The organism is Pedobacter kyonggii (genome assembly GCF_004310665.1).
GTDB lineage: Bacteria > Bacteroidota > Bacteroidia > Sphingobacteriales > Sphingobacteriaceae > Pedobacter > Pedobacter kyonggii.
In genome coordinates, this window is sequence record NZ_SIXF01000016.1 from 38417 (window position 1) to 63964 (window position 25548).

The following is a 25548-nucleotide window of genomic DNA, read 5'->3' on the forward strand; positions in this document are numbered from 1 at the left end:
GAATTGAAAATGAAGATCAAAATATTACTCTTTTTTGCAATGCTGATTTCTTTCGGCGCGCTGGCCCAAAATAAATTATACAATATTAAAAACTACGGTGCAGTTGGCGATGGTAAAACCAATGATGCAGCTGCTATTCAGAAAGCCATAGATGCCTGTGCAGCAGCAGGCGGCGGGCAGGTAATTGTACCAGCTGGTTACGTGTTTTTAACTGGTCCTTTTAACTTAAAATCGTTCATCGATTTAAGAGTGGAAGGTGGTGCTAAACTCTTGGCTAGTCCGGATGAAAAACTGTATACACAAAGTGCCTTTCGTGAAAACAAGGGCGAGGGAACCATTTGGATAGGCGGGGAAAAACTAGAACAGGTAAGCATTACCGGAACAGGTGTGATTGATGGGAATGGGATTTCGTTTATGGGGGAGGAGCTTAGCGACTCGTATGTATTAAAACCCTTTAATGTGGTAGACCCCAGGCCCCATCTGCTTACTTTAATTGGCTGTAATAAACTGAACATAGATGGGGTAACTTTTCAGAATTCAGCCTACTGGACGGTTCATTTAGTGGGGTGTAATGATGTATCGATATCGAATATTACACTATTGAACAGTATTAAAATCCGTAACAGCGATGGCATTGATCTTGATCATAGTAAAAATGTGAGGATTACCAATTGTTTTATCGAATCGGGTGATGATTGTATCTGCTTAAAAAACAGGCGGGAGTTTGAAGAATATGGTGCCTGCGAAAATATTGTGATTAGTAACTGCACCATGACCTCTAGCTCATGCGCCATTAAAATAGGTTCTGAAAATATGGACAGGATCAGTAATGTGCTCATCAATAATTGTAATATCAGGAAAAGCAACCGCGGCATTGGTATTCAAAACCGTGATGAGGGTACAGTAAACAACGTAATTTTCTCTAACCTGTTTATCGAATCCAAACTTTTTTCGGATGTATGGTGGGGCAAGGCAGAGCCGATTTATATTACTGCTTACCCAAGAGCAACCAGCAACAATAAAGATGCAGGTTGGCGTTTACCAAAGGGACAAACCAAAGGAAAGGTTGGAGCGGTTAAGAATATTTATTTCACTAATATCCGATGTACGGGAGAAAGTGGTGTGTACATCAGCGGCGAAAGTCCCGATAAAATTTCAGAGATCTACTTTGATCAGGTTAGTGTTTATCTTGATAAAACAACAAAGGAAGAAGGGGGGGTATACGACCGTAGGCCGAGCAATGTAGAAGGACTTGTTAAAAGTGCAATTGCAGGGTTTTATTTTGAAAATACGGGATACATCAGTGTACTTAACAGCAATGTGGTATGGGGGGTAAATAAACCTGCTTATACCGGAAAAGCCATTGAACAAAAGAATGTAAGTAAGCTCAAAACGGTGAACTTTAACGAAACTACTGTAGACAAATAATTAAGGGTTGAACAAGTACACCCTATTTAAATATTTTCGCAAATAAATACATCAAACTCCAATTAATAGCTTGTTTTATCACCCTGAAAGAAGATCGTATTGATTTGAATTAGCGCTTAAACACAACTATAAAGTATAATTGAATATTATTGGAATTCAGGCTGGTGCTCTCTTTGAGTAATTTCGGCCATAGCAATAACAATTTCGTTAATGGTTTTGATGCTGAAGACATGTCTGCCAGTTAACCATCTTTTAATTTCATCAGGATTAATATCCAGTATGGAAGCAAGATCGTTTTCTGTTACAGCCTTTTCTGCAAGTACTTTTGAAGTTTTATTGACAATTTGAAGATTTAGCTGTGCTAGTTTCTCAATTGCAGGATTTCCGGTTTCTTCCAGCCAGATAGAAACAAAATCGTTTTCTTCCATTTTATTCTTTTTTACCGTTCAGAACAATCGTAGACTTTATATTAATTGTTCATTTGGGCGGCAAATTTAGTGATTAAGCCCATTACTGCAAATCAGAATAAAAAGAAAAGCAATAAGCCAATGATTAGTGGATGGGTGTACTTAATATAATCGACGATTGTTCCAATCTTAGTGCTTGAAGCAGGTAGAATTTAATATTGAAACAGTTAAAGATTTTCTTTTCAATTATTCGTTTAGCTTTACTCATATTACAACTTTCAAATTAGATCAATTTACAATGGCGTCAGAACAGAAATTCGTAGACTTTATAATAGATCAGATAGATTATTCCGGACATGTTACCTATAAAAAAATGTTTGGTGAATATGGGTTGTATTTTGATGATAAGTTGTTTGCGCTGGTGTGCGACAACAAGTTGTTTGTTAAGCCAACTTTATCTGGAAGAGCGTATATAAAGGATATTGTTGAAGCTCCGCCTTACCCGGGCGCAAAAAATCAGTTTCTAATCGAAGAACAATTGGAAGATCGCGATTGGCTAAAAAAACTGGTAAGCATCACCGTAACTGAATTACCTGAACCCAAACCCAAGAAAAAGAAATGAGAACAGCACCTTACATTCTTCTAAACTACGATAAGCTGTTCTGGCGGTGCTTAAATTTGTAACAAGCTTGTTTTATTACCCAGAATTAATGGGTGCTGTGCAGATGAAGGACTGTTGTGGTGCATATTTTAGCTATATTGGAGCTATGAAAAATTTAGCCCTGTTTCTGTTATTATCACTCTCTCTTCACCCTTTATTTGCACAGCAAACGCAAAAGCCAATGCTTTATGGCAACAGCTGGATGGCCATTACCGGAAAGCCGATGGCAGCAACAGCAGGGTCGATGATCTTTCAGCAGGGTGGAAATGCAGTTGATGCGGCATGCGCCATGTTGGCTGCCACCTGCACCATGTGGGATACCTTGAGCTGGGGAGGAGAAACACAGGCGCTAATTTACAATCCGAATACAAAAAAGGTGATTGCCATTAATGCAATGGGGGTTGCCCCAACTGGAGCAACCGTAGCTTTTTTTAAAGCTAAAGGTTATAGCTTTCCACCAGAATACGGCCCTTTGGCTGCAACTACGCCAGGTACACCCGGCGGACTGATTTATATGCTGAGTAAATACGGCAGTATGAGCCTGGGGCAGGTTCTGGCATCCGCAATGCACATGGCTGCGGGTTATGCCATAGAAGCACAGGCAGCAAACAGTATGGAGCGCGATAAAGAATTAATTAAAACCTGGCCTTATAGTAAAAAAGTGCTATTGCCACATTTGGGCAGAAAACGTGAGGCACCAGAAGCAGGTGAGATTTTTATTCAAAAAGATTTATTGGCCACCCTAACCAAAATGGTTGAAGCAGAGCAAGCTGCGCTGAAGAAAGGTAGCTCGCGGCAAGAGGCATTAATGGCCGCTTACGATCGTTTCTATAAAGGAGACATTGCCAAGGAATTCGTGCGTGGAAGTAAGGAACAAGGTGGATTGATTACCATGGATGACCTTGCTAAATGGAAACCGGTTGAAGAAGAAGCGCTAAGCACCGATTATAAAGGTATTAAAGTATATAAATTAAAACAGTGGACACAGGGCCCAGTTTTACTTCAAGCATTGAATATATTAGAGAATTTTGATCTAAAAGCAATGGGTTATAATAGTTCAAAATATATCCATACTGTTTATCAGGCCATGAACCTGTCTTTTGCCGACCGCGATTTTTATTATGGCGATCCAAATCAAAGTCCTGCTGAACCGATGAAAGGCTTGTTAAGTAAAGATTATGCAAAACAAAGGGCCTCGCTTATTCAGCCTGATAAAAATGATGCAAACACCGGTCCTGGCGATCCTTACCCATACGAGGGCAAGAAAAACCCTTATCTAAACCTGTTAAAAAGTAGAGGCTTTAACCCCGATACAACCAAGCGAAACTTTGCGCCAAAGCACGACCTTGGTAACAATACGCCAAAAGAAATTTATGAAGACCGTTTATGGCGGGGAACAACATCGATAGAAGCCGCAGATAAAGCCGGTTGGGTGGTATCGGTTACCCCAAGTGGCGGTTGGCTTCCGGCCTGTATTGCCGGTAATACCGGCATCGGGATGAGTCAAAGGATGCAAAGCTTTGTACTCGATTCTACCTTAAACCCCTTCAATGTTGTTGCACCGGGCAAACGGCCAAGAGTAACCTTGTCGCCCTCATTGTTTATCAAAGATGGTAAACCACTTGTGTCAGCCGCCGTTCAAGGGGGAGATACCCAGGATCAAAACCTGCTGCAATTCTTTTTAAACATGGCGGAGTTTGGTATGAATGTTCAAAAGGCAACCGAAGCTGCCAACTTTAATACAAATCAACTTTGGCTTTCTCTTGGTGGTACTAAAACGAGCGATAGAGCACCAAAACCTGGACAGATCTTGTTAAACACCAATACAAAAGAAGAGGTACGCAATGAACTGAAAAAAATGGGTTATACACTCAGTTTTTCAGAACGGACCAGTGGGCCAATCAACGCCATTTATTTTGATTGGAAGCACAATAGTTTGCAAGGCGGATCGAGCAACCATGGCGAAGATTATGGTATTGCATGGTAGGGTCAATCCCCATTTAAAAAATTAACCCTGCACAGTGGAAGAAATCATATGGTGTTTTGATTTCAGTCATCCATGCCATACACTGTTCAAGCATTTATCGGTTCTGGTGGTATTTTTTTAACCAAAACCATGTCCGCTTGTTCAGCATCCTTTAATGACCCGATTGAACGATTTTCCATAATCGTTGGTGACGCATTAAAAGATGCCAAAGTAGATTTATCTATTATTTACCAGGTTTCTGCAGTGCTAATGTTGCTGGCAACATGGTCGTTATTTGCAATAAAAATTAAAAAAGACGCTTAACTACGGATAACATCATTGGATACAATAATTTCCTTATAAAGTAAAGCCCAACTGGGTTAAGGCAAGTGCCGAAAAATACCCTTTAAACGATTGCTACATACAAGCCCGAAAACCTTCGAACTTGAAGGCTTTCGGCTTGACACTATATTCAGCATTAAATTTGCACCTCGAATAAACTAACTGGCTTATGATGATAATGTGCCGGAAGTTGATCTGTGTTGCTTAGTTCGTATAGTCCCAAAAAATCAAATCCAAATTTTTGGGTAATGTTGAATCAGTCCCTTGTTTTCACCAACAGTATCTAATCTAACAAAACGTTTACCATTTGCTTTGGCATATTCTTTTGCCCAGTTTATAATCGTACCCACCAGGTTCTGCCCCCTGAAATCAGGATTTGTAGCAATACGGTGAATGTAAATAGCTGGGTCGAGGTTCTTTTCTTCCCATATCTGGGGATCGCTAAAAGTAGTTGCCCAGATACAGGCTACCTTTCCATTAATAATTATTTTCCATTGCCTGTTTTCCTTAATCTCTGTTTCAATCAATGAGAGTTCAAACCTGGGCCAATGAACGCTATATTTCGTTTTTTGGAAATCGGTAGCAATTTCATATAAGCGGAAGATTTCTGCTATATCATGTGTTGTGCTGTTTTCTATCTGCATGGTTATGGCTTTAGGTTTTTAATAAATGGAGCGAGTTCTCTTTCTACAGCATTGTTGCTGTTTTCGAGGTGCGATACAATGTTTTTTCGTTCCTGTTCCGATTTGTTCTGGCTTAGTTTTTTCTTTCCCTGAAGATTGCTTACCTCAATTTCGAAAGCTATAATTCCACGCATCATACCTCGTTTAAATTTTTCTGAAAGACTATCCCATTGTACGAGATATTCTTTTTCATAATACAGAATCATTTCTTTTAACGCATGTTCTTTAGCTTCTTCATCGCTAATAATATTGGCTTTTCCATAAGCATGTACGCTAATATAATCCCATGTGGGTACACTTTCGTGTTTTTCGTAATGGCTGGGAGAGATATAAGCGTGCGGTTCGGTGAATATAATAAGTGATGTATACTGCTCAATATATTTTACCTGCTCATTGGTTTGTGCAAAGTGGCCACTAATCAAAACCTTTCCATTTACCTCGTTTACAACAAAAGGTAGCTGAGTGGCTATGGGTAAATTATTGTAGCTGGTGATGATCGTGGCAAAGCTATATCTCTGCATAAAGGCAATTTGCTCAGTTTGGTCATCAAACTTAAAACTATTGGATATCAACATTTTTATTGAATTTTGAAGGGTAGATTATGTTTATTTGGCAAACTTTTTTGAGCCCGCAACGCAAAGAATTACGCCCATCGTAATGGCTAGCATACCCATGCTTACTTTTTCATGGAGCAGGGTAGTAGCAAGGGCCAATCCAAAAAAAGGCTGCAGAAGCTGGAGCTGTCCAACTGCTGCGGTTCCACCTTGTGCAAGCCCTCTGTACCAAAAAATAAACCCGATGAACATGCTAAAGAGTGAAATATAAGCAAGGCTCAGCCAGGCTGCAGCGCCCACTTCAGCAAATGAAACTGGCTGGTAAATGAACATTAAAGGTAACATTAGTGGGAGCGAGAGCACAAGTGCCCAGGAGATTACCTGCCAACCACCCAATGTTTTAGATAGTTTTGCACCTTCTGCGTAGCCAAGTCCGCATAGTACAATTGCCAGTAACATTAAAATATCGCCGATTAGTGCGGCATTAATTCCCTGATAAATGGCGTAGCCAATTACCAGAAGGCTGCCTATAATTGAGAAAAACCAGAATATGGGTTTAGGACGTTCGCCTCCCCGTAAAACTGCGAAAGCGGCTGTAACCATGGGCAAAAGACCTAAAAACACCAAAGAATGTGCTGAGGTAATGTGTTGCAAAGCAAGCGCACTTAACAAGGGAAAGCCGATTACTACACCCAGTGCTACAATTACCAGCGAGATTAAATGTTTGCTTGATGGTCGTTTCTCTCTAAATGCAATTAATACCCCAAGTGCGAGCACTGCAGCTATAGTGGCACGGGCAACGGTTATAAAAATAGGGCTCATATCCATTATCGCTAACCTTGTGGCCGGCATAGAACCGCTAAAGATAAGTACGGCGATAAATCCGTTAAGCCAGCCACTTGAAATGTTTTCTTTGTTTAGCTCAATTCCTGTTTCTTTCATGTCTTTTCATTTCTTAAATCAAAGGTGCAAAGCTAAAAGCCATAAATACAGTATCAGTTTTGTATATTTGTATGGATACAGTTTTTTGTCGATTATGGAAAAGGTTTACAGGTACAATGAAATAGCAAGCGGAATTGCCACACAGATTAGAGACGGTATTCTGCAATCGGGAGATAAACTTCCTTCTGTTCGAATGCTCTGCAAAGAATATGCAGTTGGTATGAATACGGCAAAACGTGTGTTTTTGGAACTGGAAGCACAATCGTTGGTAGAAGCTAAGCCACAATCGGGTTTCTTTGTAAGCAACCGTAGGGTAGAACGACTTCCATTACCTGCAGTTAGTAAACCGTCACTAATTGCAAATCACCATGAACCGAGCGAACTGAGTACCCAGGTGTATTCTAGCATTGGTCGCGATGATTTAACCCTCTTTTCAATCGGTGTCCCATCAGGAAGCCTGTTGCCATTGGCAAAGCTCAAAAAAGAGATACTTTATGCTACACGGGCGCTTAAAGAAGGGGGGACGGAATATGAACCACTTCAGGGCAATGTTAAATTACGCAGAATGGTTGCAGTGCGATCGTTAGGCTGGGGAGGAAACCTTCATGAAGATGATCTGATTACTACCGCAGGTGGAGTGAATGCATTGTCTTTTTGCCTGATGGCCTTAGGCAAACCTGGCGATACTGTGGCCATAGAAAGTCCCTGTTATCCCGGAATTCTCCAGCTGGTAATCAGTTTAGGTTTAAAAGTACTCGAATTGCCCACGCATCCGGTTACGGGCATTGAGATAGATGCACTTAGGAAAGTGGTGTCGAAAATTGATATTTGCCTGTTAATTCCCAATTTTAATACACCTTTGGGTAGCTGTATGCCTGATGCGCATAAAAAAGAAGTTGTTCAGCTTTTGGCATCAAATGATATTCCGCTTATTGAAGATGATATTTATGGTGATCTTTATTTCGGTACGCATCGACCAAGATGCTGCAAATCATTTGATACTGAAGGCAATGTGCTGTGGTGTAGCGCTGTTTCGAAAACCTTGGCACCAGGATACCGTGTAGGCTGGGTAGCTCCTGGAAAATATAAAGAAAAACTACTTAAATTAAAACTGGTGCATGCCCTTGCCTCAACTTCTGTTATTCACGAAGCTGTTGGCAATTTTCTAAAAACTGGTCGGTATGATCGCCATTTGCATCAGCTCCGTCGTACCTTACAGCAGAACTATAAGCATTTTATCGATGCGGTTACCGAATATTTTCCAGAGGGTACAAAAACAACCCGGCCGCAAGGTGGACTGGCTATATGGATAGAATTTAACAAAGAAGTTGATGCGGTAAAACTATATGAACTGGCCATGAAACAAAAAATCAGCATTGCTCCTGGCCCGATGTTTACGTTGCAAGACCAATATCAGAACTGTATCCGCCTCTGTATCGGCCTTCCATGGTCTGATGAGCTTAAATTTAAACTGAAACAGTTAGGCAATCTGGCGAAAATGATGTGATCGGATTCGCAAATCCTTTATTGGTCAACTGCAGGGAGAAAAACAATCTTAAAAACATGATAACCCCGATCAAAACGGTAAGTAATATCCCAGCGATACCTTTTGCAGACCTGTTTAACAATAGGTAAGCCTAAACCATTGCCAGTATAACCTACCTTTTTTTTGCCAAAACGGGTGAATAGTTTAGATTCCTCAAAATCGAGCGGATAACCGGGATTTGAAAAAGTAAAACCGTTATTGTCCAGTTTTATGGTTGAGGTTGCACCTGGAGTAGCATAATCTAACATATTGGAAAGCAGGTTGGATATGAGTACTTCCATTAGTAAAGGACTGGCTTTAACTTCATGAGCAGTTAATTCTAGCTTAAGGTCGATATTTCTATGCTTAATAATATCTTCAAGCTGCTCAACCTGCTGAAGGATTGTTTTTTTCAGATCAAGGGCACCTTCATCCGGGAATACCTGGTTTTCTATTTTGGCCAGTAGCAAAAGTCCTTTGTTTACTTTGCTTAATCTACCAATAGCAGCCTTTGCATCCGAAATATACCTGGCCATATCCTCATCAAGCGGGTATTGACTTATGCTTTCTAGCCTTGTACGTACAATACTTAAGGGAGTCTGTATCTCATGCGAAGCATTTTCGGTAAACTCTTTTAATGCCTGGTATTCTCCTTTGGCACGTTCGGTAAGTTCGTTTATAGCCAGGTTAAATTCTTTAAACTCACTGATGTTCGAACCAACCAGTTCGAGTTTCTCGTTCGAAGAAACCGAATAAAGCTTTAAGCGTTCGAGATTTTGTAAAAAAGGCCAAAGCAGTTTGCGGTTCGAAAAGTAATTGATGATTGAACCTACTACAACAATCATGATGGCAATTAGAACAAAAATAAAAATAATAGCCTTCGAGTAACCATCCCATCCAATATGTGTGGTCATTACCTCGATCATATAAACCTGCCCGTTAATTAATCTGGGCTGACGCAAAATATAATAACCCTCGTCCTTTTTTTGAATATCATCATAAATCAACGTATCCTTAAAAACCGGATTTATCATCAAGTGTTCAGTAGGTACAATTTCAGTTTTAACTAATGGAAAATTAACTTTTCTGCCTTGACTGATTTCTTTGGTTACCATCGACTCTTGTAACTGCAACTGTTCTTTTATTTCTTCGTAAATCTGAAGATATAAAAAACCATAGAGTAAAAATCCTGTAACAAGCAATACACCTATTGTTAGCCAGAAGTAGTTAATAATGGTTCTGGACAGTAGTTTCATTAACTAACAAATTTATAGCCCATTCCCCATACCGTTTTAATGTAATCTTTACCGCTTACCTGGATCAGTTTTTTTCTCAGGTTCATAAGGTGTACGTAAATCGCATCAAAATTATCTGCATCACCATAGTTATCGCCCCATATATGCTCAGCTATGGATGCTTTTCCAACCACACGGTTTTTGTTGATCACGAAATAAATGAGCAAGAGAAATTCTTTTTTGGTTAAGTTGATCGGAAGATCATTGTAATAAAGCTCTTTCGAACCAGTATCTATCGAGAAATTATCAAAAGTGATTATTTCGTTACCCTTAAGCGATTTTCTTCGGTAAAGTGCATTAATACGTGCATTAAGCTCTTCCAGGTAAAAAGGTTTGGTTAGATAATCATCTGCTCCGGTATTTAATCCTTGAATTTTGTCGCCAAGGGAGTTTTTTGCAGATACAATCATAATCCCTGTATCGCTTTGTGTCGACCTGATCTGCGGGATTAAATCCATGCCACTGCCATCAGGAAGTGTAATATCCACTACAATCCCATCGTATCGATGTGAGTTGATTTTGATCATGGCCTGATCGTAATTCTTGGCCTGTTCACAGATACAGCCATTGGAAGAGAAGTAATTAACCATTTCTTCGAGCAGCACGGGCTCATCTTCAATAAATAGGAGTTTCATAATTAGTTGTGTTTTTTGAAAAAAAACTTAAAAAACTTCAAATCTTAAGAATTTCTTTAGAAACGGTTTTAATCTTTGCACAAGAATAAGGCTTATTTAGACTTAATACAAATTAAAAATCAATAAAGTTATATAATCAGTGAAAATGAAAAACAAATACTTTAAACACTCTGCATTAGTAGCCCTTGCAGTTCTAAGCCTTGCATCATGTAAAAAAGATAAGGTTGAAGAAGAAGTTATTGCTCCTTATGACGTACCAAAAACTTATAATTTTAGCGATGCTAAATATTCTAGTTCATCAAGTAGAGTAAGAATGTGGTTAGAGCAAAATACTTATGCAGGAACTGGAAACACTGGTGCTGCAGCTTTAAGCACTACAAAAGCAAACGATTTTTGGAACAATACCAACAATCCTTTTACTGATGCCACGCTAAATACTTCTGGAGTAAACATAGCTGGAAAAATTACTGACGGACCAACTTATAAAGCCTATTTTGATGGATTAGTTGCTACTAGCCAGTCTTTAGGAGCTACTGTAGCTACTAATGGAAGCGCAGGCTTTGTTAGCCGTACTGCCACCGGTAAAATAGCTGTTGATGCGAAAGGTGTAGAATATACCCAAGCCATTGCAAAAGGTTTAATGGGAAGTTTATTCTTTAAGCAGGCTGTTGATTTATTAATTGCTGTAAAAGCAGATGCTACCATTGAATTACAAAAACAACATTTTGACGAAGCATTTGGTTATTTAGCTGTACCTGTAAATTACGATCCGAATGCTACTTACGCCAATACGCTTCCAGCGGCTGAAAGACCTTTAGCTTGGGGCGGATATTTAGCCGAACGGGGTAAAGATATTAAAGCTGGTGAGGTAATTTTCAACGCCTTCTTAAAAGGAAGAGCTGCAATTGGAGCTAAAGATGTTAAAGTACGTGATGAGCAAATTAATATCATTTTAGAAAAGTGGGAACAATTAGCTGCGGCTGCTGCACTGGCATACGTTACTTCACCTACTACTGGCGATGTTGGTTTAGGATTATGGCCAGGTGCTAAATTCCATGCCTTATCAGAAGGTTGGGGTTTCATCGCTACATTTAAATACAGACCAGCAACCAGTAAACTTAGTGCAGCAAATTTCACAAAGTTGAATGATATTATTAATACCAGCTTTTATACATTGTTAAATGAGCCTGGTTATCCTAAACTAGTTGAAGCTCAAGGAATATTAAAAGCAACATACGGTCTTTAATATTTAGATAAAAACATAATTTATATCGAAGCTCTCTGTACAATAAAGTACAGAGAGTTTTTGAATTTTTTAAAAAAAAAATGACGGGTAGAATAAATAAAACAGGAATTTTTGCTTTGTCGGCTTTATTGATTCTTTTTTACATTTCGTGTTCTAAAAAAAGTAATCCGACCGATGAACCGGCAGCGAATGGTTTTGATAAAACAGCAATGTTAACCAATTACGCCGATAATTTAATTATACCGGCCTACGAGCAGACTCAAGCAAAGCTAACTTTGCTGCAAACTACTGTGAATACCTTTTTGGCTACACCAAACCCAACCACTCAAACTGCATTAAAGGCTGTTTTTAAGGATAGTTATTTGCAGATTGAACGTATTTCTGTACTGGAGTTTGGTCCTTCACGAAATAATGCTTTCATTGGTTTTATCAATACATTGCCTGCCAATACCATGAAAAAAGTTGGTGAAAAAACCGATTTAGCAATAATGGAAGAGAATATTGCCAGTGGCAGTTGGAATCTGGTACAAAACTCCGCCATACACCAACAAGGTTTCCCTGCTTTAGATTATTTGTTTTTCGCTAATGATGCTGTTGCAAAATTTACAGATGCCAACAGTGCCAACCGCAAAAAATACGTGCAAGATGTGCTGAACAGGATAAAAAGCCTGTTAGATCAAACGTTAAGCAACTGGAAAAGCACTTACCGCAGTCAGTTTATAGCAAACACAAAAAGCGACTCGGGCAGTCCGATTAGTTATATGTTAAACCAGTTTGCCTACGAAATGGATATGCTTAAAGGTCCACGCATTGGCTGGCCTTTTGGTACACAATCTGGTGGCGTTCAATTTCCTGAGCTTTGTGAAGCTTATTATTCTGGCCTATCGCTTGATTTAGCTATTGAGAATATGAACAGCCTTAAAAATATGTTTACAGGTAATAATAGCGGTAAAGGAATTTCCGATCTGTTGACAGCACTTGGGAACAAGCAGCTAAAAGACGAAATATTAAATCAATTTAGTGTAGTCGATGCGAAATTAAAAGCCATTCCGGCTCCATTATCATCAGCACTAGCAAATAACAAACCCGCTATTGAAGATGCAAACAAAGAAATACAGCTTTTATTAAGGTTGATCAAAACCGATGCGGTATCTAAATTAGGTGTGCAAATTTCTTATGTAGACAATGACGGCGATTAACAAAGCCATAAAATGGATACAATTACCCGTATCTGTTGCACCATTAATTACTTTTCGAATATTATTTGGCAGCATGATGCTGCTAAGTACTATTCGTTTTTGGCTTAACGGGTGGATTACCACACAATACGTTACGCCAAAATATCATTTTACTTTTATTGGATTTAATTGGGTGCAACCACTAGATAATGTGGGTATGCACCTGATTTTTGTATGTATAGCCATATCTGCCTTTGCCATTGCGATAGGCTTTTGGTATCGTTTTGCCATTATAACCTTTTTTTTGCTGTTTACCTACGTAGAGCTGATAGATGTAACCTATTATTTAAACCACTATTATTTTATAAGTGTAGTTAGTTTTATTATGATCTGGTTGCCGGCAGGCCGTTTTTTTTCTATAGACGTAAAGTTAAATCCTACTATACAGGTAACCGAGGTGCCAAGGTGGACAGTTGGCGCAATTAGACTACAATTGGCTATTGTTTATATTTTTGCCGGTCTTGCAAAACTAAATCCCGATTGGTTGTTACAAGCCCAGCCGATGAAAATCTGGCTACCAACAAAAAGCCATTTGCCCATTATTGGAGATTTGATGTATAAGGAGTGGATGGCGTATTTATTTAGCTGGTTCGGGGCATTTTACGATTTGTTTATCGTGTTTTTTTTGATAAACCGTAAGACACGTTTTATAGCTTACCTTGTCGTATTGGTTTTTCATATTGCCACAGCCATATTTTTTCCAGCCATAGGCATGTTCCCTTACATAATGGTTGTAAGTACATTGATTTTTTTCAGTGGCAGCTTTCACCTTAAATTACTAGGTTTTTTTAATCGTTCTGTTCATGATTTTAAGAACAGGCATATACTTTACAAACCTGTTTCCAAAAAAAACATTTTAACTTTTTTGGGGATATTTTTTATTGTACAGATCATCATTCCTTTCAGGTATTTGGCTTACCCGGGGCCGTTGTTTTGGACAGAAGAAGGTTATCGGTTTTCGTGGCGGGTAATGCTGATGGAAAAAGTAGGCACAGCAACTTTTTATGTCCGCGAAAAAGCAACGGGGAAAACCTATGAGGTAAACAATACTGCTTTTCTGAGCACCCAACAAGAAAAGATGATGGCCACACAGCCCGATCTTATTTTAAGGTATGCACATTATCTTAATCATATTTATACCCAAAAAGGCATAAAACAACCACAGGTTTATGCCCAGATTTATGTAACCCTAAATGGCCATAGATCTGCTGCCTTTATTGATAGTAACATTGATTTGGCCAGTCAGTCCCTTAGTTTTAAACATTATAAATGGATTTTGCCATTTAATTCCAAACCTTAGTTTATGAGAATAATCTGCATATTGTTTTTTTGCCTAATATCTGTTTTTACCAAAGCCCAGCAATTTGAAATAGCTGGGAAAATAACCCTGTTGCAAAAACCAGTTGAAGGGGCAACAGTAGAGCTGAAAAACCAAAATAAAACTACGATAAGCAATGCCAATGGCGAGTTTGTATTTAAAGATTTATCAGCCGGAAAATATACGGTAACCATCTCTTTTGTTGGTGCTGCAACTGTTAAAAAAACAGTAGCGATAATTGATAGCAATGCCCAGATAGATATTACATTAGAAACAGACAAAGCTATCCAGCTTGACGCTGTAGATATTACCAAAATAAATGATAAAGCTGCCGATAAGCTGAACCAGGTGGAGGGAACAGCTATATATGCAGGTAAAAAAACCGAAGTGATCAACTTGAAAAATATAAATGCCAATTTAGCTACCAACAATGCCCGGCAAATATATGCGCGTGTAGCAGGCCTAAACATTTGGGAGTATGATGGTGGTGGCCTACAATTGGGAATTGGTGGTCGTGGCTTAAATCCAAGCAGGGTATCGAATTTTAATATCAGACAAAACGGATATGATATCAGCGCCGATGCATTGGGCTATCCTGAAAGCTATTATACTCCACCAACCGAAGCTTTAGATAGAATTGAAATTGTAAGGGGTGCCGCAAGTTTACAGTATGGTACACAGTTTGGCGGTATGATTAATTTTAAGATGAAAAAAGGCCCCACCGATAAGGCGTTTGAATTTACAAGCAGGCAAACCCTCGGTTCCTTTGGTTTTTTAAACTCTTTTAATAGTATCGGTGGACAGGTGAAAAAACTAAATTATTATGCTTTTTACCAATATAAGAAAGGCGATAGCTGGCGACCAAACGGGCATTTTGATCAAAATACGGCATACGCCCACTTGGATTATGCCTTTACAAGTAAACTAAAGCTAACCGCCGAATATACCCATATGGATTACTTGGCTCAACAGCCTGGTGGTTTAACCGATGAGCAGTTTGATGCAGATGCTTCTGTATCGGTTAGGGCTAGGAACTGGTTTAAGGTAAAATGGAATTTATTTAATTTAAGTCTTGATTATCAACTCGGCGAGCATACCAAACTAAATTGGATAAGCTACCATCTAGATGCTGGCAGGGAAGCTTTAGGCGTTTTAAGCTACATCAATCGTCCTGATCCGGGCGAAGGCACACCAAGAGACATGATGGCTGATAAATACGATAATTATGGATCGGAGCTTCGGGTATTACATCAGTACAAATTATTTAATGAGCAAACCAATAGTTTACTCGTAGGCGCAAGAGCATATAAAGGCTTAACTTTCAAAAAACAAGGTGATGCAGATACAGGTGTAGGACCTGATTTTAACTTTTTAAATAGTCAGCCTAATAAGTCCGATTTTCGGTTCCCAGGCACAAATTTAGCATTGTTTGCCGAAAATATTTTTCAAATAACCAGTAAGTGGAGTATCACCCCAGGTGCCAGATTGGAATATATCTATACAGGCGCTAAAGGAAATTACACTCAATTTCAGTTTGGCGTTCCCGATTTGACGAAAACCGATAACAAGAGCAACCCTCGTTCATTTATACTCTTTGGCATAGGTACTTCTTATAAACCACACCCGGCCGTTGAGCTTTACGCCAATATTTCGCAAAACTACAGGTCAATCAACTTTACTGATTTAAGGGTGCAGAACCAAAATGCAAGGGTAGATTCTTTATTGAAAGATGAAAGAGGCTACACGGCTGATGGCGGGCTAAGAGGCAATTTAAAAGATTGGCTATATTACGATTTAAGTATATTTTATCTTAAGTATAACGATAGGATCGGTTCTGTTTTTACCACCGATGCCAGCAATATGATATACCGCCTAAGAACAAACGTAGCCGACAGCCGAAATGTTGGCTTCGAGAGTTTGGTAGAGGCAGATTTATTAAAGGCTTTTACTCAAGGTGCAAGTAAATATAAACTGGTGGCTTATACCAATTTTTCGTTAATAAATGCCCGATATATCAATACAGATAATACAGCGATAAAAGATAAGGAAGTAGAGTTTGTACCGCCATTATTGTTTCGCACAGGGCTATCGTTCGGTAATAAAACATTTAATGCCAGTTTACAGTATGCTCACGTAGCCGAACATTTTTCTGATGCTACCAATGCAGAAAGTACGCCAACTGCGGTAGATGGTATTGTACCCGCTTATCAAATCGTAGATTTTTCAGCTAGTTATAATTGGAAATGGTTTACCTTATCCGGAAGTATCAATAACCTTTCAAATGAAAAATATTTTACAAGAAGGGCTGATGGCTATCCAGGGCCAGGTATTTTACCATCCGATCCAAGAGCATATTACCTTACCTTACAATTTAAATTATAAGAGATTGTTATTTTGTCTATAAAAAATATGGCTTAGCAGATTTGGTTTCAGCTAAATCTGCTCACGTATTTTTTACCTTGAGCGATTAATTGTTAGCGCCCAGATGATTAATTTTAGATGGGTGCTTGCTGCGTCGTATAATTTAACGGATTTGTATTTTCTGGCTCAGAAGTGCTCGGCGTTTCGTCTAAGGGCGCTACCCCGCAAGCTGCCCATATAAATTTAAAAATATTTAGGAATTCACATCGGATATCCCTGTCAGATTGTATTTCGTTCTCCATGTTGTACCGCTTTAATCTATTTATTAAAACATAGAAAGGCTGGTTTTGTGTTAGCTAAGGTAATCCTTTAATGTAAGTTTACTGTTGGCTAAATGTTAAGGAAGATGTTTTAAACCTTAACCAATTCGACGTAACATTTATTTAAGCTACATAGTAAGTATACCCAGTAATCAGTATTGTAATCTCTATGGCATTATGTTATATTTACGTATTTAACAACAGTTATCTGTTTAGTTCCCAGTAGAATGCAGTGTTTTCTGATTGATTTACGATTATATCAGTATGTCCCTTGCTAAACATATATTTTAATAAACAGAAAATGATATACAACGATCGAAAAGCCATGGATCCTGATAAAAAGAATTGTCTTATCAAAAAACTGCTCAATAACAATATTTCGGTTAGGGAACTTATTGAACTGAGGCCTGAAATTAATGAGTTTGATCTTTCTGAAATTATTCAGCATATCTACGACCTTAATCTGGAGCAGGTACGAAAAATAGCAGCATTAGCGCCTGTTATGGCTAAAGTAGATGCATTAAAAAACAGCCAGCGCAATACCCGTTTTATAAAAAAAGTAAAAAATAATTTCCGGAAACATACGGCTAAGCACAATGGTCTTAAAAATAGGGTAGTGGTAGTAGAGGGCGATTCGTGGTTCAATTATCCTATTCTGTTAAGCGATGTGATCGACTGGGTTGCGATGGAAGAGAATATGGCCGTTTATAGCCTGGCCTCTGGGGGCGATTGGCTGATGAATATGCTTAGTGCTAAAAAATACGTCGAACAGCTTTCTACGCTCCAACCGGATGTATTTATCATTAGCGGGGGAGGAAACGACCTGGTTGGAAACCGGAGAATAGCAGCCATGGTTACACATAAAGGAGACTCTAACGAATTTGAAAATAGTGCATTTGCCAAATACCTCTATCAAAATGCTACTAATCCACCCGATAAACCAGAAGATTTTAAACGTGGTACGCAGTTCATATCCAAAGATTTTTATGCTTTACTGGCCTTTTTTCAACTGCAATATTACTTTATTATAAATGGGATTCTCACCGGAGGTAAAGGCAAGGGAGAAAACGGTAAGTTTCCGGGGATACAGGTTATTACACAAGGTTACGATTACGCTATCCCCAACGATAAAAAGATAGCGGGATATAATCCGCTCAAATGGTACCGATTGTTTGCACGAACTTTTCTTGGCCACGGAGGATGGCTAAAAACACCCTTGCAACTCAGGGGGATTTACGATCCCGAAGATCAGCGCAAAATTGTTTATGCCATGATTTACCTCTTTAACGAAATGATGATTGATATCGGTCGTGTGTTTAGTGAAATGTTAGGTGAGAATAGGGTATTCCATATCGATTCAAGAGGATCAGTTGGCAAAAATGGTTGGACGGATGAATTACATCCATTGCCCCAACATTTCAAAAAAACGGCAGCAGCCTTTATTCACTGCATTAACAACCCAAATAAAAATGGCAGTGCAGTTATAGAAGTTGTAAAACAACAGGAAGGGGGGCAGAAATGAAAAAGATATTGATTTTAGTATTTATCATCGTTTGTGGGGTAATGTCCTTTCAGGGGAAGGTACTTCAACACTTCAGCGGAAAAGGAATCATTAACCTGGAGCTTGCCAATAAAGATACAGGAGTGGAAATTGTTTCCCTTTGGAGCGATACGCTTTATGGCGATCAGACACTTTTAAACATCGCACAAAAGAATACACACCTCGATTTTCTGTTTGTTGTGGTATATGTACTGCTCATCATAACTTTATCTAACTCACAAATGCAAAGAGAAAAAACAAGTTGGCTAAATGAATTGCTGCGATTTAATTTATTTCTTGCATTCTTAATTGGCTCACTTGATGTAATTGAAAATATCAGGTTATTACATAGTTTCCATCACCCAGGAAATATGGCTGAATTTTGGCGAACAGATTTTATTGCATGGCCAAAATTTGTGATAGCTGGCTGGGTAATTTTGATCTATGTTTTCTCGGTAATTAAGGGCTATTCTAGTAAGTGACTTTGGTTAACATCATGCAGATCATTAAGAAATTAAGGTCATTAAGATATCAAGGCAAAGACTATTTTAAATAGTCTAAGTGTTTACAGGCTTAAAAAATCCTTCCTCTCTACTACAATTAACAGATCCTGAAAATCGGCGTAATTGTGGTGTCAGTTGTTCCCAACTGACACTAAAAATATTCCCTTTTTTAATAGTCGATAGTCAGATGGTAACATCTGACTGCACATGGACTGGCCGAAAAAAGCAAAAAGATTATAAGATTCAGATCCATACAGCCTCAGTAGTTAACCTATATATTACTTTGTCGTCAATAAATCCTATTTATAGATCATTCTGAAAATAACTGGCAAATAGCATAGAATGAAATTTTTGTGTTAAAGATCTTCATTTCTTCATAATTCTAGCTGTTAACTGATAATTTTTTCAAAAGATAGGGCTAAATGATCTGTTTGTTGTGATAAACCATCTTTTGCTTCACTAAAACACAATTTCTCAATCCAAACCTGAAGTTCAACTTCATTATAACTTCATAAATCTGTATTTATTTCGCTTTCGAATTAAATCATTGCGTAACCATAATTTATTGAAGTCAATTAAGTATCTGCTCATCAGTTGTAGACTGCTTCTTATCATAAATTGGTTGCCAAGGGAGACTAATTAGAGAAAAAAATAAATCAGATTAAAACCACTTAACAAAAAAAAATGAAAAGAGTTGTCATGTGCTTATGCTTATGTACTTTGCTTTACGTAACGGGTTGTACCACGAAAAAAGAAGAAAAAGAAGAAGTAACCACTTATGCGGTAACCACGCCGTTAAGAATGGATACTTCGTTTACCAAGGAATATGTTTCGCAGATTAAATCAGTGAGGAATATAGAGGTTAGGGCCCAGGAAAAAGGCTATCTCCAAAATATTTATGTAGATGAAGGTCAGCATGTAAAAGCTGGTCAACTGTTGTTTAAGATTATGCCTAAAGCAGCACAATCTGAGTTGTTAAAAGCACAGGCTGAAACAAAATCAGCAGAAATTGAACTTGAAAACACCAGATTACTGTCTGATAAAAACATTGTTTCTAAAAACGAGCTGGCTATGGCTAAAGCAAAACTGCAATCAGCAAATGCCGAAACCTCTTTGGCCAAATTTCATTTATCAAATACCGAAATCAGAGCACCATTTGATGGTACCATCGATCGTATTCCTTTAAAACTGGGTAGTTTGGTTGATGAAGGCGCGTTATTAACAAGTCTTTCAGATAACAGCCAGGTTTTTGCCTATTTCAATGTATCAGAACCTGAATACCTGAACTATCAGCGTACAGCAAAAGCAAAAGGCCAGCAAGAAGTTAGCCTGTTATTGGCGAATAATGAGTTGTTGAAATCGAAAGGTAAGGTTGAAGTGATCGAGAGCGAATTTGATAATGAGACAGGAAACATCGCTTTTAGAGCAAGGTTTAACAATGCTGATAACTTGTTGAGAAACGGAGAAACGGGCAAGATCCAGATGGTTGTTCCTTTAAAAAATGCTTTAGTAATCCCACAGAAAGCCACATACGATATTCAGGATAAAACCTATGTTTTTGTAATCGATAAAAATAACAAAGTACATTCCAGAGCCATCACCATTGCAGGCGAGGTGCCAGATTTGTATATCATTGGCGATGGCATCACCACAGGTGATAAAATATTGCTTGAAGGGGTGCAGAAGGTAAAAGACGATGATAAAATTGCCTTCAGATTCCAACAGCCTCAGGAAGTGATGAAACAATTAAGATTGAAAACTGAATAATCTACCACCCTCCATACTTATTTTATGTTTAGTAAATTCATACAAAGGCCAGTCCTTTCTATAGTAATATCGCTTATCATTGTGTTTCTTGGGGTGTTGGCCATCAGCTACCTGCCCGTTACACAATTTCCCTCTATTTCACCGCCTAAAGTTAATATTACGGCAGAGTATCCAGGGGCAAATAACGAGTTATTGATCAAATCGGTAGTTATTCCGCTCGAACGTGCCCTTAACGGTGTGCCAGGCATGAAATATATTGCCTCTGATGCCGGTAATGATGGTGAAGCCTCCATTCAGGTCGTATTTAATTTAGGTACCGACCCCAACCAGGCTTCGCTTAACGTACAGAACCGTGTAGCAGCTGTTACCAATAAACTTCCTCCTTTAGTGGTTCGTGAGGGGGTTAAAATCACCCGCGAAGAGTCTAATATGTTAATGTACATCAACCTGTACAGTAAAGACCCTAAAATGAACCAGAACTTCTTGTACAATTATGCCGATATCAACTTGCTTTCTGAGTTGAAAAGGGTTGATGGTGTAGGTTTTGCCGATATTTTGGGCGATAGGGACTACGCCATGCGGATCTGGCTTAAACCCGACCGTATGCAAGCTTATAAAATCTCGGTAGATGAGGTAATGAAAGCACTTGACGAGCAAAGTTTAGAGGCCTCTCCAGGTAAAACCGGTGAAAGTTCCGGTAAACGCTCTCAGGCTTTTGAGTATGTGCTAAAATATTCGGGGCGCTTTAGTACAAAAGAAGGATACGAAAATGTAGTGCTAAGAGCAAGTGCTAATGGAGAATTACTTCGTTTAAAAGACGTTGCCGATGTGGATTTTAGTGCTTCTGCTTACAATTTATACTCTACATTAAACGGAAAGGCTTCTGCAGCTATTGTGCTAAAACAATCGTACGGTAGTAATGCCAGTCAGGTAATTAAAGATGTAAAAGCGAAAATGGCCGAGATCAAATCGAGCTCATTTCCTAAAGGTTTAGATTATGAAGTAAGTTACGACGTTTCTAAATTCCTCGATGCCTCAATTGAAAAAGTAATCCACACCCTTGTCGAAGCCTTTATCCTGGTGGGTTTAGTGGTATTTCTGTTCCTTGGCGATTGGCGTTCAACCCTCATTCCGGCAATTGCTGTTCCCGTATCCTTAATCGGAACCTTTGTGTTTATGCAGTTTTTCGGCATTACGCTCAATCTGATCACCTTGTTCGCCTTAGTATTAGCGATTGGTGTAGTGGTAGATGATGCCATTGTGGTAATTGAAGCGGTACATGCCAAGATGGAACACGACCGGAAACTTTCGGTACTGAAGGCTACCCAGCAGGCCATGAAGGAAATTGGCGGCGCAATTATCGCTATTACCTTTTTAATGGCATCGGTATTTATTCCGGTAGCTTTTATGTCTGGGCCAGTAGGTATTTTCTACCGTCAGTTCTCGATCACCATGGCAACAGCAATTATCCTTTCGGGTATTGTGGCTTTAACACTTACACCTGCTTTGTGCGCCATTATGTTGAAGAATAACCATGGTTCGAAGAAAAAGAAGACCATTATTGATCGTTTTTTAGATGGTTTTAACAATGGTTTTGCTAAACTTTCGGGGAAATACGAATTTGTTTTAACCAAAATGGTAAGTCGTAAGATCTTAACCTTTGGTATATTGATTGCATTTTGTTTAGGTGTTTGGGGATTAAGTGGAAGTGTACCATCAGGTTTTATCCCGAACGAAGATCAAGGGATGGTTTATGCCATTATCCAAACGCCTCCGGGATCTACCTTGGAGCGTACTGACCAGATTGCTGAGAAACTGCAGAAAATGTGCGAAGATATTGATGGCGTAAAGTCGGTTTCATCTTTGGCAGGATATGAGATTCTTACTGAAGGTACGGGATCAAACTCCGGTACCTGTTTAATCAACCTGAAAGATTGGAGCGAACGTAAACACTCGGCAGTAGAGATTATTGAAGAACTTGAAGAGAAATCGAAATCTATTCCAGGTGCAACCATCGAATTTTTCCAGCCACCAGCGGTTCCGGGTTATGGTGCTGCGGGAGGTTTCGAGCTTCGTTTGTTGGATAAAGCGGGTAGTGGCGATTACAAAAAAATGGAAACCGTTGCCAACGATTTCGTTAAAGAGCTGAACAAACGTAAAGAGCTATCATCAGTATTTACTTTTTACAGTGCGAGTTTCCCTCAGTACATGTTAGATGTTGACAACGATATTGCGCAACAAAAAGGCGTGAGTATTGATAATGCGATGAATACACTATCGACTTTTGTGGGAAGTAATTACGAAACCAGTTTTATTAAATACGATCACCAATATAAAGTAATTGTACAGGCATTGCCTCAGTACAGGGCTCTGCCTGAAGATATTTTAAAACTCTCGGTTAAAAACGACCGCGATGAAATGGTGCCCTTCTCGGCTTTTATCAGAATGCGGAAAGTGTATGGCTTATCCGAAATTACAAGACACAATATGTATAATGCTTCGGAGATCAGCGGACAATCTGCTCCGGGTTATAGTTCTGGTGAAGCCATCAAGGCCATTACCGAAGTGGCCAAGAAATCACTTCCAAGGGGATTTGGTATCGATTGGGCCGGTATCTCTAAAGATGAAGTATCGAGGGGTAACGAAGCCATTTACATCTTCCTGATCTGCTTGGGCTTCGTTTATCTGGTTCTGGCAGCACAATACGAAAGTTTCATTTTGCCACTTTCGGTTATCCTTTCTTTACCAGCGGGTATTTTTGGCGCTTTCTTGTTTTTGAAATTATTGGGATTGGAAAACAACATTTATGCACAGGTTGCAATGGTGATGCTGATTGGTTTACTCGGTAAGAACGCGGTATTGATTGTAGAATTTGCTGCACAGCGGCATGCCCAGGGCGCAACAGTATTAAAGGCGGCAATGGAAGGTGCAAGTGTACGTTTTCGTCCGATTTTAATGACCTCTTTTGCCTTTATTGCAGGTTTAATTCCTTTAATGATTGCTTCGGGGCCTGGAAAAATCGGTAACAGAACTATTGGATCGGCTGCTGCCGGAGGTATGCTTTTTGGTACCATTTTCGGGGTGGTTATTATCCCAGGATTATATTATGTATTTGGAACAATAGCAGCAAAACACAAGCTGATTAAAATTGAAGAAGAACATCCATTAACTGAAGAAGTAGAAGATAATGTTTAAGAAAAATATTTATAAAGGCCTTGGTTTAATGCTGATATGCGCTGCATATACCGCATGTAAATTGCCAGAAGTGGCCCAACGTACCGAAAATAAAAGTGTTCCGGCAGCCTTTAGTGGCACGCAGGATACCGTAAGTACAGCCAATATACAATGGCGGAAGTTTTTTACCGATCCAAATCTGGTAAACCTGATCGATACTGCATTAAAAAATAACCAGGAGCTGAATATTACGCTTCAGGATATCGAGATTGCTAAAAATGAGATCAAGGCTAAAAAAGGAGAGCTTTTACCAAGTGTAACTTACGGTGTTGGCGCCGGACTAGATAAAGTTGGCCGCTACACGAGTTCAGGTGCTGGCGATGCTTCTACAGAAATTACACCAGGTAAGGAAGTGCCTGAGGTATTGCCCGACTATCGTTTCGGCTTACAGGCCAATTGGGAAGTCGATATCTGGCATAAATTACGCAATGCGAAGAAAGGAGCCATAAGTAATTATTTAGCAACGGTAGAAGGCAAAAATTTCGTGGTAACTAATTTAATTGCCGAGGTTGCGAACTCGTACTATGAATTGTTAGCCGAAGACAATCAGTTGGATATTGTGAAAAAGAACATCGCCCTACAAAGTAATGCGCTCGAGCTGATGAAAATCCAGAAACAGGCCACAAGGGTTACAGAACTTGCGGTACGTAAATTTGAGGCTGAAGTGTTAAGCTCTAAGAGTTTGGAATTTGATATTCAGCAAAATATTACCGAAACGGAGAATAAAATTAATTTCCTGCTAGGCCGTTTTCCTCAACCCATTGTTAGGGATAAATCGAGTTTTACCAATCTGGTACCCCCAACCGTTCAGTCTGGATTACCTTCTCAATTGCTGGCCAACCGTCCGGATATTAAACAGGCTGAGCTAGAACTTGCTGCCGCTAAGTTGGATGTTAAAGTAGCTAAAGCACAGTTTTATCCATCTTTGGGTATTTCTGCGGCTATCGGCTACCAAGCTTTTAATCCATCTTATTTATTGAGAACGCCAGAATCGTTGATCTACTCGCTAGCGGGAGATTTAGCCGGACCGCTCATTAATCGTAATGCCATTAAGGCCGAATATTTAACCGCAAATGCTAAACAGTTGCAGGCTGTGTTTGAGTACGAAAAAGCCATTCTGAATGGTTATATTGAAGTAGCCAATCAGATGTCGAAAATCAGTAACCTGCAAAAAAGCTACGATCTGAAATCGAAACAGGTAGCAGCACTCGCCCAATCGATAGATATTTCTAACGATTTGTTTAAATCGGCAAGGGCTGATTATTTTGAGGTATTGATGACCCAACGTGATGCTCTGCAGTCAAAATTAGAATTGATCGAAACAAAAAAACAACAGTTAAATGCGGTGGTAGATATCTATCACGCCTTAGGTGGGGGATGGAATTAAGCAAATAGCTATAATTCTCATATTCATATTATCTTTATAATCTATTAAGGCTGTTCCAAGAACCGGGGCAGCCTTTTTCTTTTTTTGTCATTCTGAGCGCAGTGACGAATCTTTATAGCAGCTAACGCTCGTTGTCAACCATAGCCGTTAACTTAATTTTTTAAGCACATTGTCATGCTGAGCGGAGTCGAAGCAT

General features: G+C 39.1%; 20 protein-coding genes. 14 read left to right on the forward strand and 6 right to left on the reverse strand.

The genetic code is table 11. The features are described 5' to 3' along the window. Positions 1-9: 9 nt before the first annotated feature. Positions 10-1428 carry a glycoside hydrolase family 28 protein gene (locus EYS08_RS15955; protein WP_131030963.1) on the forward strand — a complete coding sequence of 473 codons (1419 nt, stop codon included), beginning with the start codon at positions 10-12 and terminating at the stop codon, positions 1426-1428. A 146-nt stretch (positions 1429-1574) separates the two neighbouring features. Here the strand turns inward: EYS08_RS15955 and EYS08_RS15960 are convergent, their stop codons facing one another. Next, entirely contained in the window at positions 1575-1856 is a 282-nt protein-coding gene (locus EYS08_RS15960; protein ID WP_131030964.1) for a hypothetical protein, read from the reverse strand. 277 nt (positions 1857-2133) lie between these two features. Between EYS08_RS15960 and EYS08_RS15965 the strand changes: the two genes are divergently transcribed. From EYS08_RS15965 to EYS08_RS15975, 3 genes are all read left to right on the forward strand, one after another. Beyond that, on the forward strand, positions 2134-2457 hold the full coding sequence (locus EYS08_RS15965) for a TfoX/Sxy family protein (RefSeq protein WP_131030965.1): 324 nt from the start codon (positions 2134-2136) through the stop codon (positions 2455-2457). A gap of 145 nt (positions 2458-2602) precedes the next feature. Beyond that, entirely contained in the window at positions 2603-4483 is a 1881-nt protein-coding gene (locus tag EYS08_RS15970; RefSeq protein ID WP_131030966.1) for a gamma-glutamyltransferase family protein, read from the forward strand. 72 nt (positions 4484-4555) lie between these two features. Next, positions 4556-4786 (forward strand): hypothetical protein, encoded by a 231-nt coding sequence (locus tag EYS08_RS15975; RefSeq protein ID WP_131030967.1) that lies wholly within the window; start codon positions 4556-4558, stop codon positions 4784-4786. Positions 4787-5031: 245 nt separating this feature from the next. On the opposite strand, the gene EYS08_RS15980 is transcribed toward EYS08_RS15975, so the two are convergent. The 3 genes from EYS08_RS15980 to EYS08_RS15990 are packed head-to-tail and all read right to left on the reverse strand — an operon-like array spanning position 5032 to position 6983. Then, the gene (locus EYS08_RS15980; RefSeq protein ID WP_208745876.1) at positions 5032-5448 is read right to left on the reverse strand and encodes a GNAT family N-acetyltransferase; all 417 of its coding nucleotides are present in this window, start codon (positions 5446-5448) and stop codon (positions 5032-5034) included. A 2-nt stretch (positions 5449-5450) separates the two neighbouring features. Next, on the reverse strand, positions 5451-6062 hold the full coding sequence (locus EYS08_RS15985) for an FMN-binding negative transcriptional regulator (protein ID WP_131030968.1): 612 nt from the start codon (positions 6060-6062) through the stop codon (positions 5451-5453). A gap of 30 nt (positions 6063-6092) precedes the next feature. Beyond that, positions 6093-6983: a DMT family transporter gene (locus tag EYS08_RS15990; RefSeq protein ID WP_131030969.1), complete on the reverse strand. Its 891-nt coding sequence runs from the start codon at positions 6981-6983 to the stop codon at positions 6093-6095. 94 nt (positions 6984-7077) lie between these two features. On the opposite strand from EYS08_RS15990, the gene EYS08_RS15995 reads away from it, so the two are divergent. Beyond that, the gene (locus tag EYS08_RS15995) at positions 7078-8490 is read left to right on the forward strand and encodes an aminotransferase-like domain-containing protein (protein WP_131030970.1); all 1413 of its coding nucleotides are present in this window, start codon (positions 7078-7080) and stop codon (positions 8488-8490) included. Positions 8491-8507: 17 nt separating this feature from the next. Here the strand turns inward: EYS08_RS15995 and EYS08_RS16000 are convergent, their stop codons facing one another. Beyond that, positions 8508-9764 (reverse strand): sensor histidine kinase, encoded by a 1257-nt coding sequence (locus EYS08_RS16000; protein ID WP_131030971.1) that lies wholly within the window; start codon positions 9762-9764, stop codon positions 8508-8510. After that, positions 9764-10438 (reverse strand): response regulator transcription factor, encoded by a 675-nt coding sequence (locus tag EYS08_RS16005; RefSeq protein WP_131030972.1) that lies wholly within the window; start codon positions 10436-10438, stop codon positions 9764-9766. Before EYS08_RS16005 ends, EYS08_RS16000 begins: the two co-directional genes overlap by 1 nt. 145 nt (positions 10439-10583) lie before the next feature. Here EYS08_RS16005 and EYS08_RS16010 point away from each other — a divergent pair, with 145 nt between their 5' ends. From EYS08_RS16010 to EYS08_RS16050, 9 genes are all read left to right on the forward strand, one after another. After that, positions 10584-11684: a DUF4856 domain-containing protein gene (locus EYS08_RS16010; protein ID WP_131030973.1), complete on the forward strand. Its 1101-nt coding sequence runs from the start codon at positions 10584-10586 to the stop codon at positions 11682-11684. A gap of 80 nt (positions 11685-11764) precedes the next feature. Further along, positions 11765-12883 (forward strand): imelysin family protein, encoded by a 1119-nt coding sequence (locus EYS08_RS16015; protein WP_131030974.1) that lies wholly within the window; start codon positions 11765-11767, stop codon positions 12881-12883. After that, entirely contained in the window at positions 12870-14222 is a 1353-nt protein-coding gene (locus EYS08_RS16020) for an HTTM domain-containing protein (protein WP_131030975.1), read from the forward strand. The genes EYS08_RS16015 and EYS08_RS16020 overlap by 14 nt, the downstream gene beginning before the upstream one ends. A gap of 3 nt (positions 14223-14225) precedes the next feature. Continuing rightward, positions 14226-16622, forward strand: coding sequence for a TonB-dependent receptor (locus EYS08_RS16025; RefSeq protein WP_131030976.1), 2397 nt, complete (start codon positions 14226-14228; stop codon positions 16620-16622). A 600-nt stretch (positions 16623-17222) separates the two neighbouring features. Continuing rightward, on the forward strand, positions 17223-18443 hold the full coding sequence (locus EYS08_RS16030) for a hypothetical protein (RefSeq protein ID WP_131030977.1): 1221 nt from the start codon (positions 17223-17225) through the stop codon (positions 18441-18443). Continuing rightward, positions 18440-18943: a hypothetical protein gene (locus EYS08_RS16035; protein ID WP_131030978.1), complete on the forward strand. Its 504-nt coding sequence runs from the start codon at positions 18440-18442 to the stop codon at positions 18941-18943. Before EYS08_RS16030 ends, EYS08_RS16035 begins: the two co-directional genes overlap by 4 nt. Positions 18944-19648: 705 nt before the next feature. Beyond that, positions 19649-20731, forward strand: coding sequence for an efflux RND transporter periplasmic adaptor subunit (locus EYS08_RS16040; RefSeq protein ID WP_131030979.1), 1083 nt, complete (start codon positions 19649-19651; stop codon positions 20729-20731). A 24-nt stretch (positions 20732-20755) separates the two neighbouring features. Beyond that, positions 20756-23926, forward strand: coding sequence for an efflux RND transporter permease subunit (locus tag EYS08_RS16045; protein ID WP_131030980.1), 3171 nt, complete (start codon positions 20756-20758; stop codon positions 23924-23926). Further along, positions 23919-25352, forward strand: a complete 1434-nt coding sequence (locus EYS08_RS16050; RefSeq protein WP_131030981.1) for a TolC family protein — start codon at positions 23919-23921, stop codon at positions 25350-25352. The genes EYS08_RS16045 and EYS08_RS16050 overlap by 8 nt, the downstream gene beginning before the upstream one ends. The last annotated feature ends 196 nt before the right edge of the window (positions 25353-25548 follow it).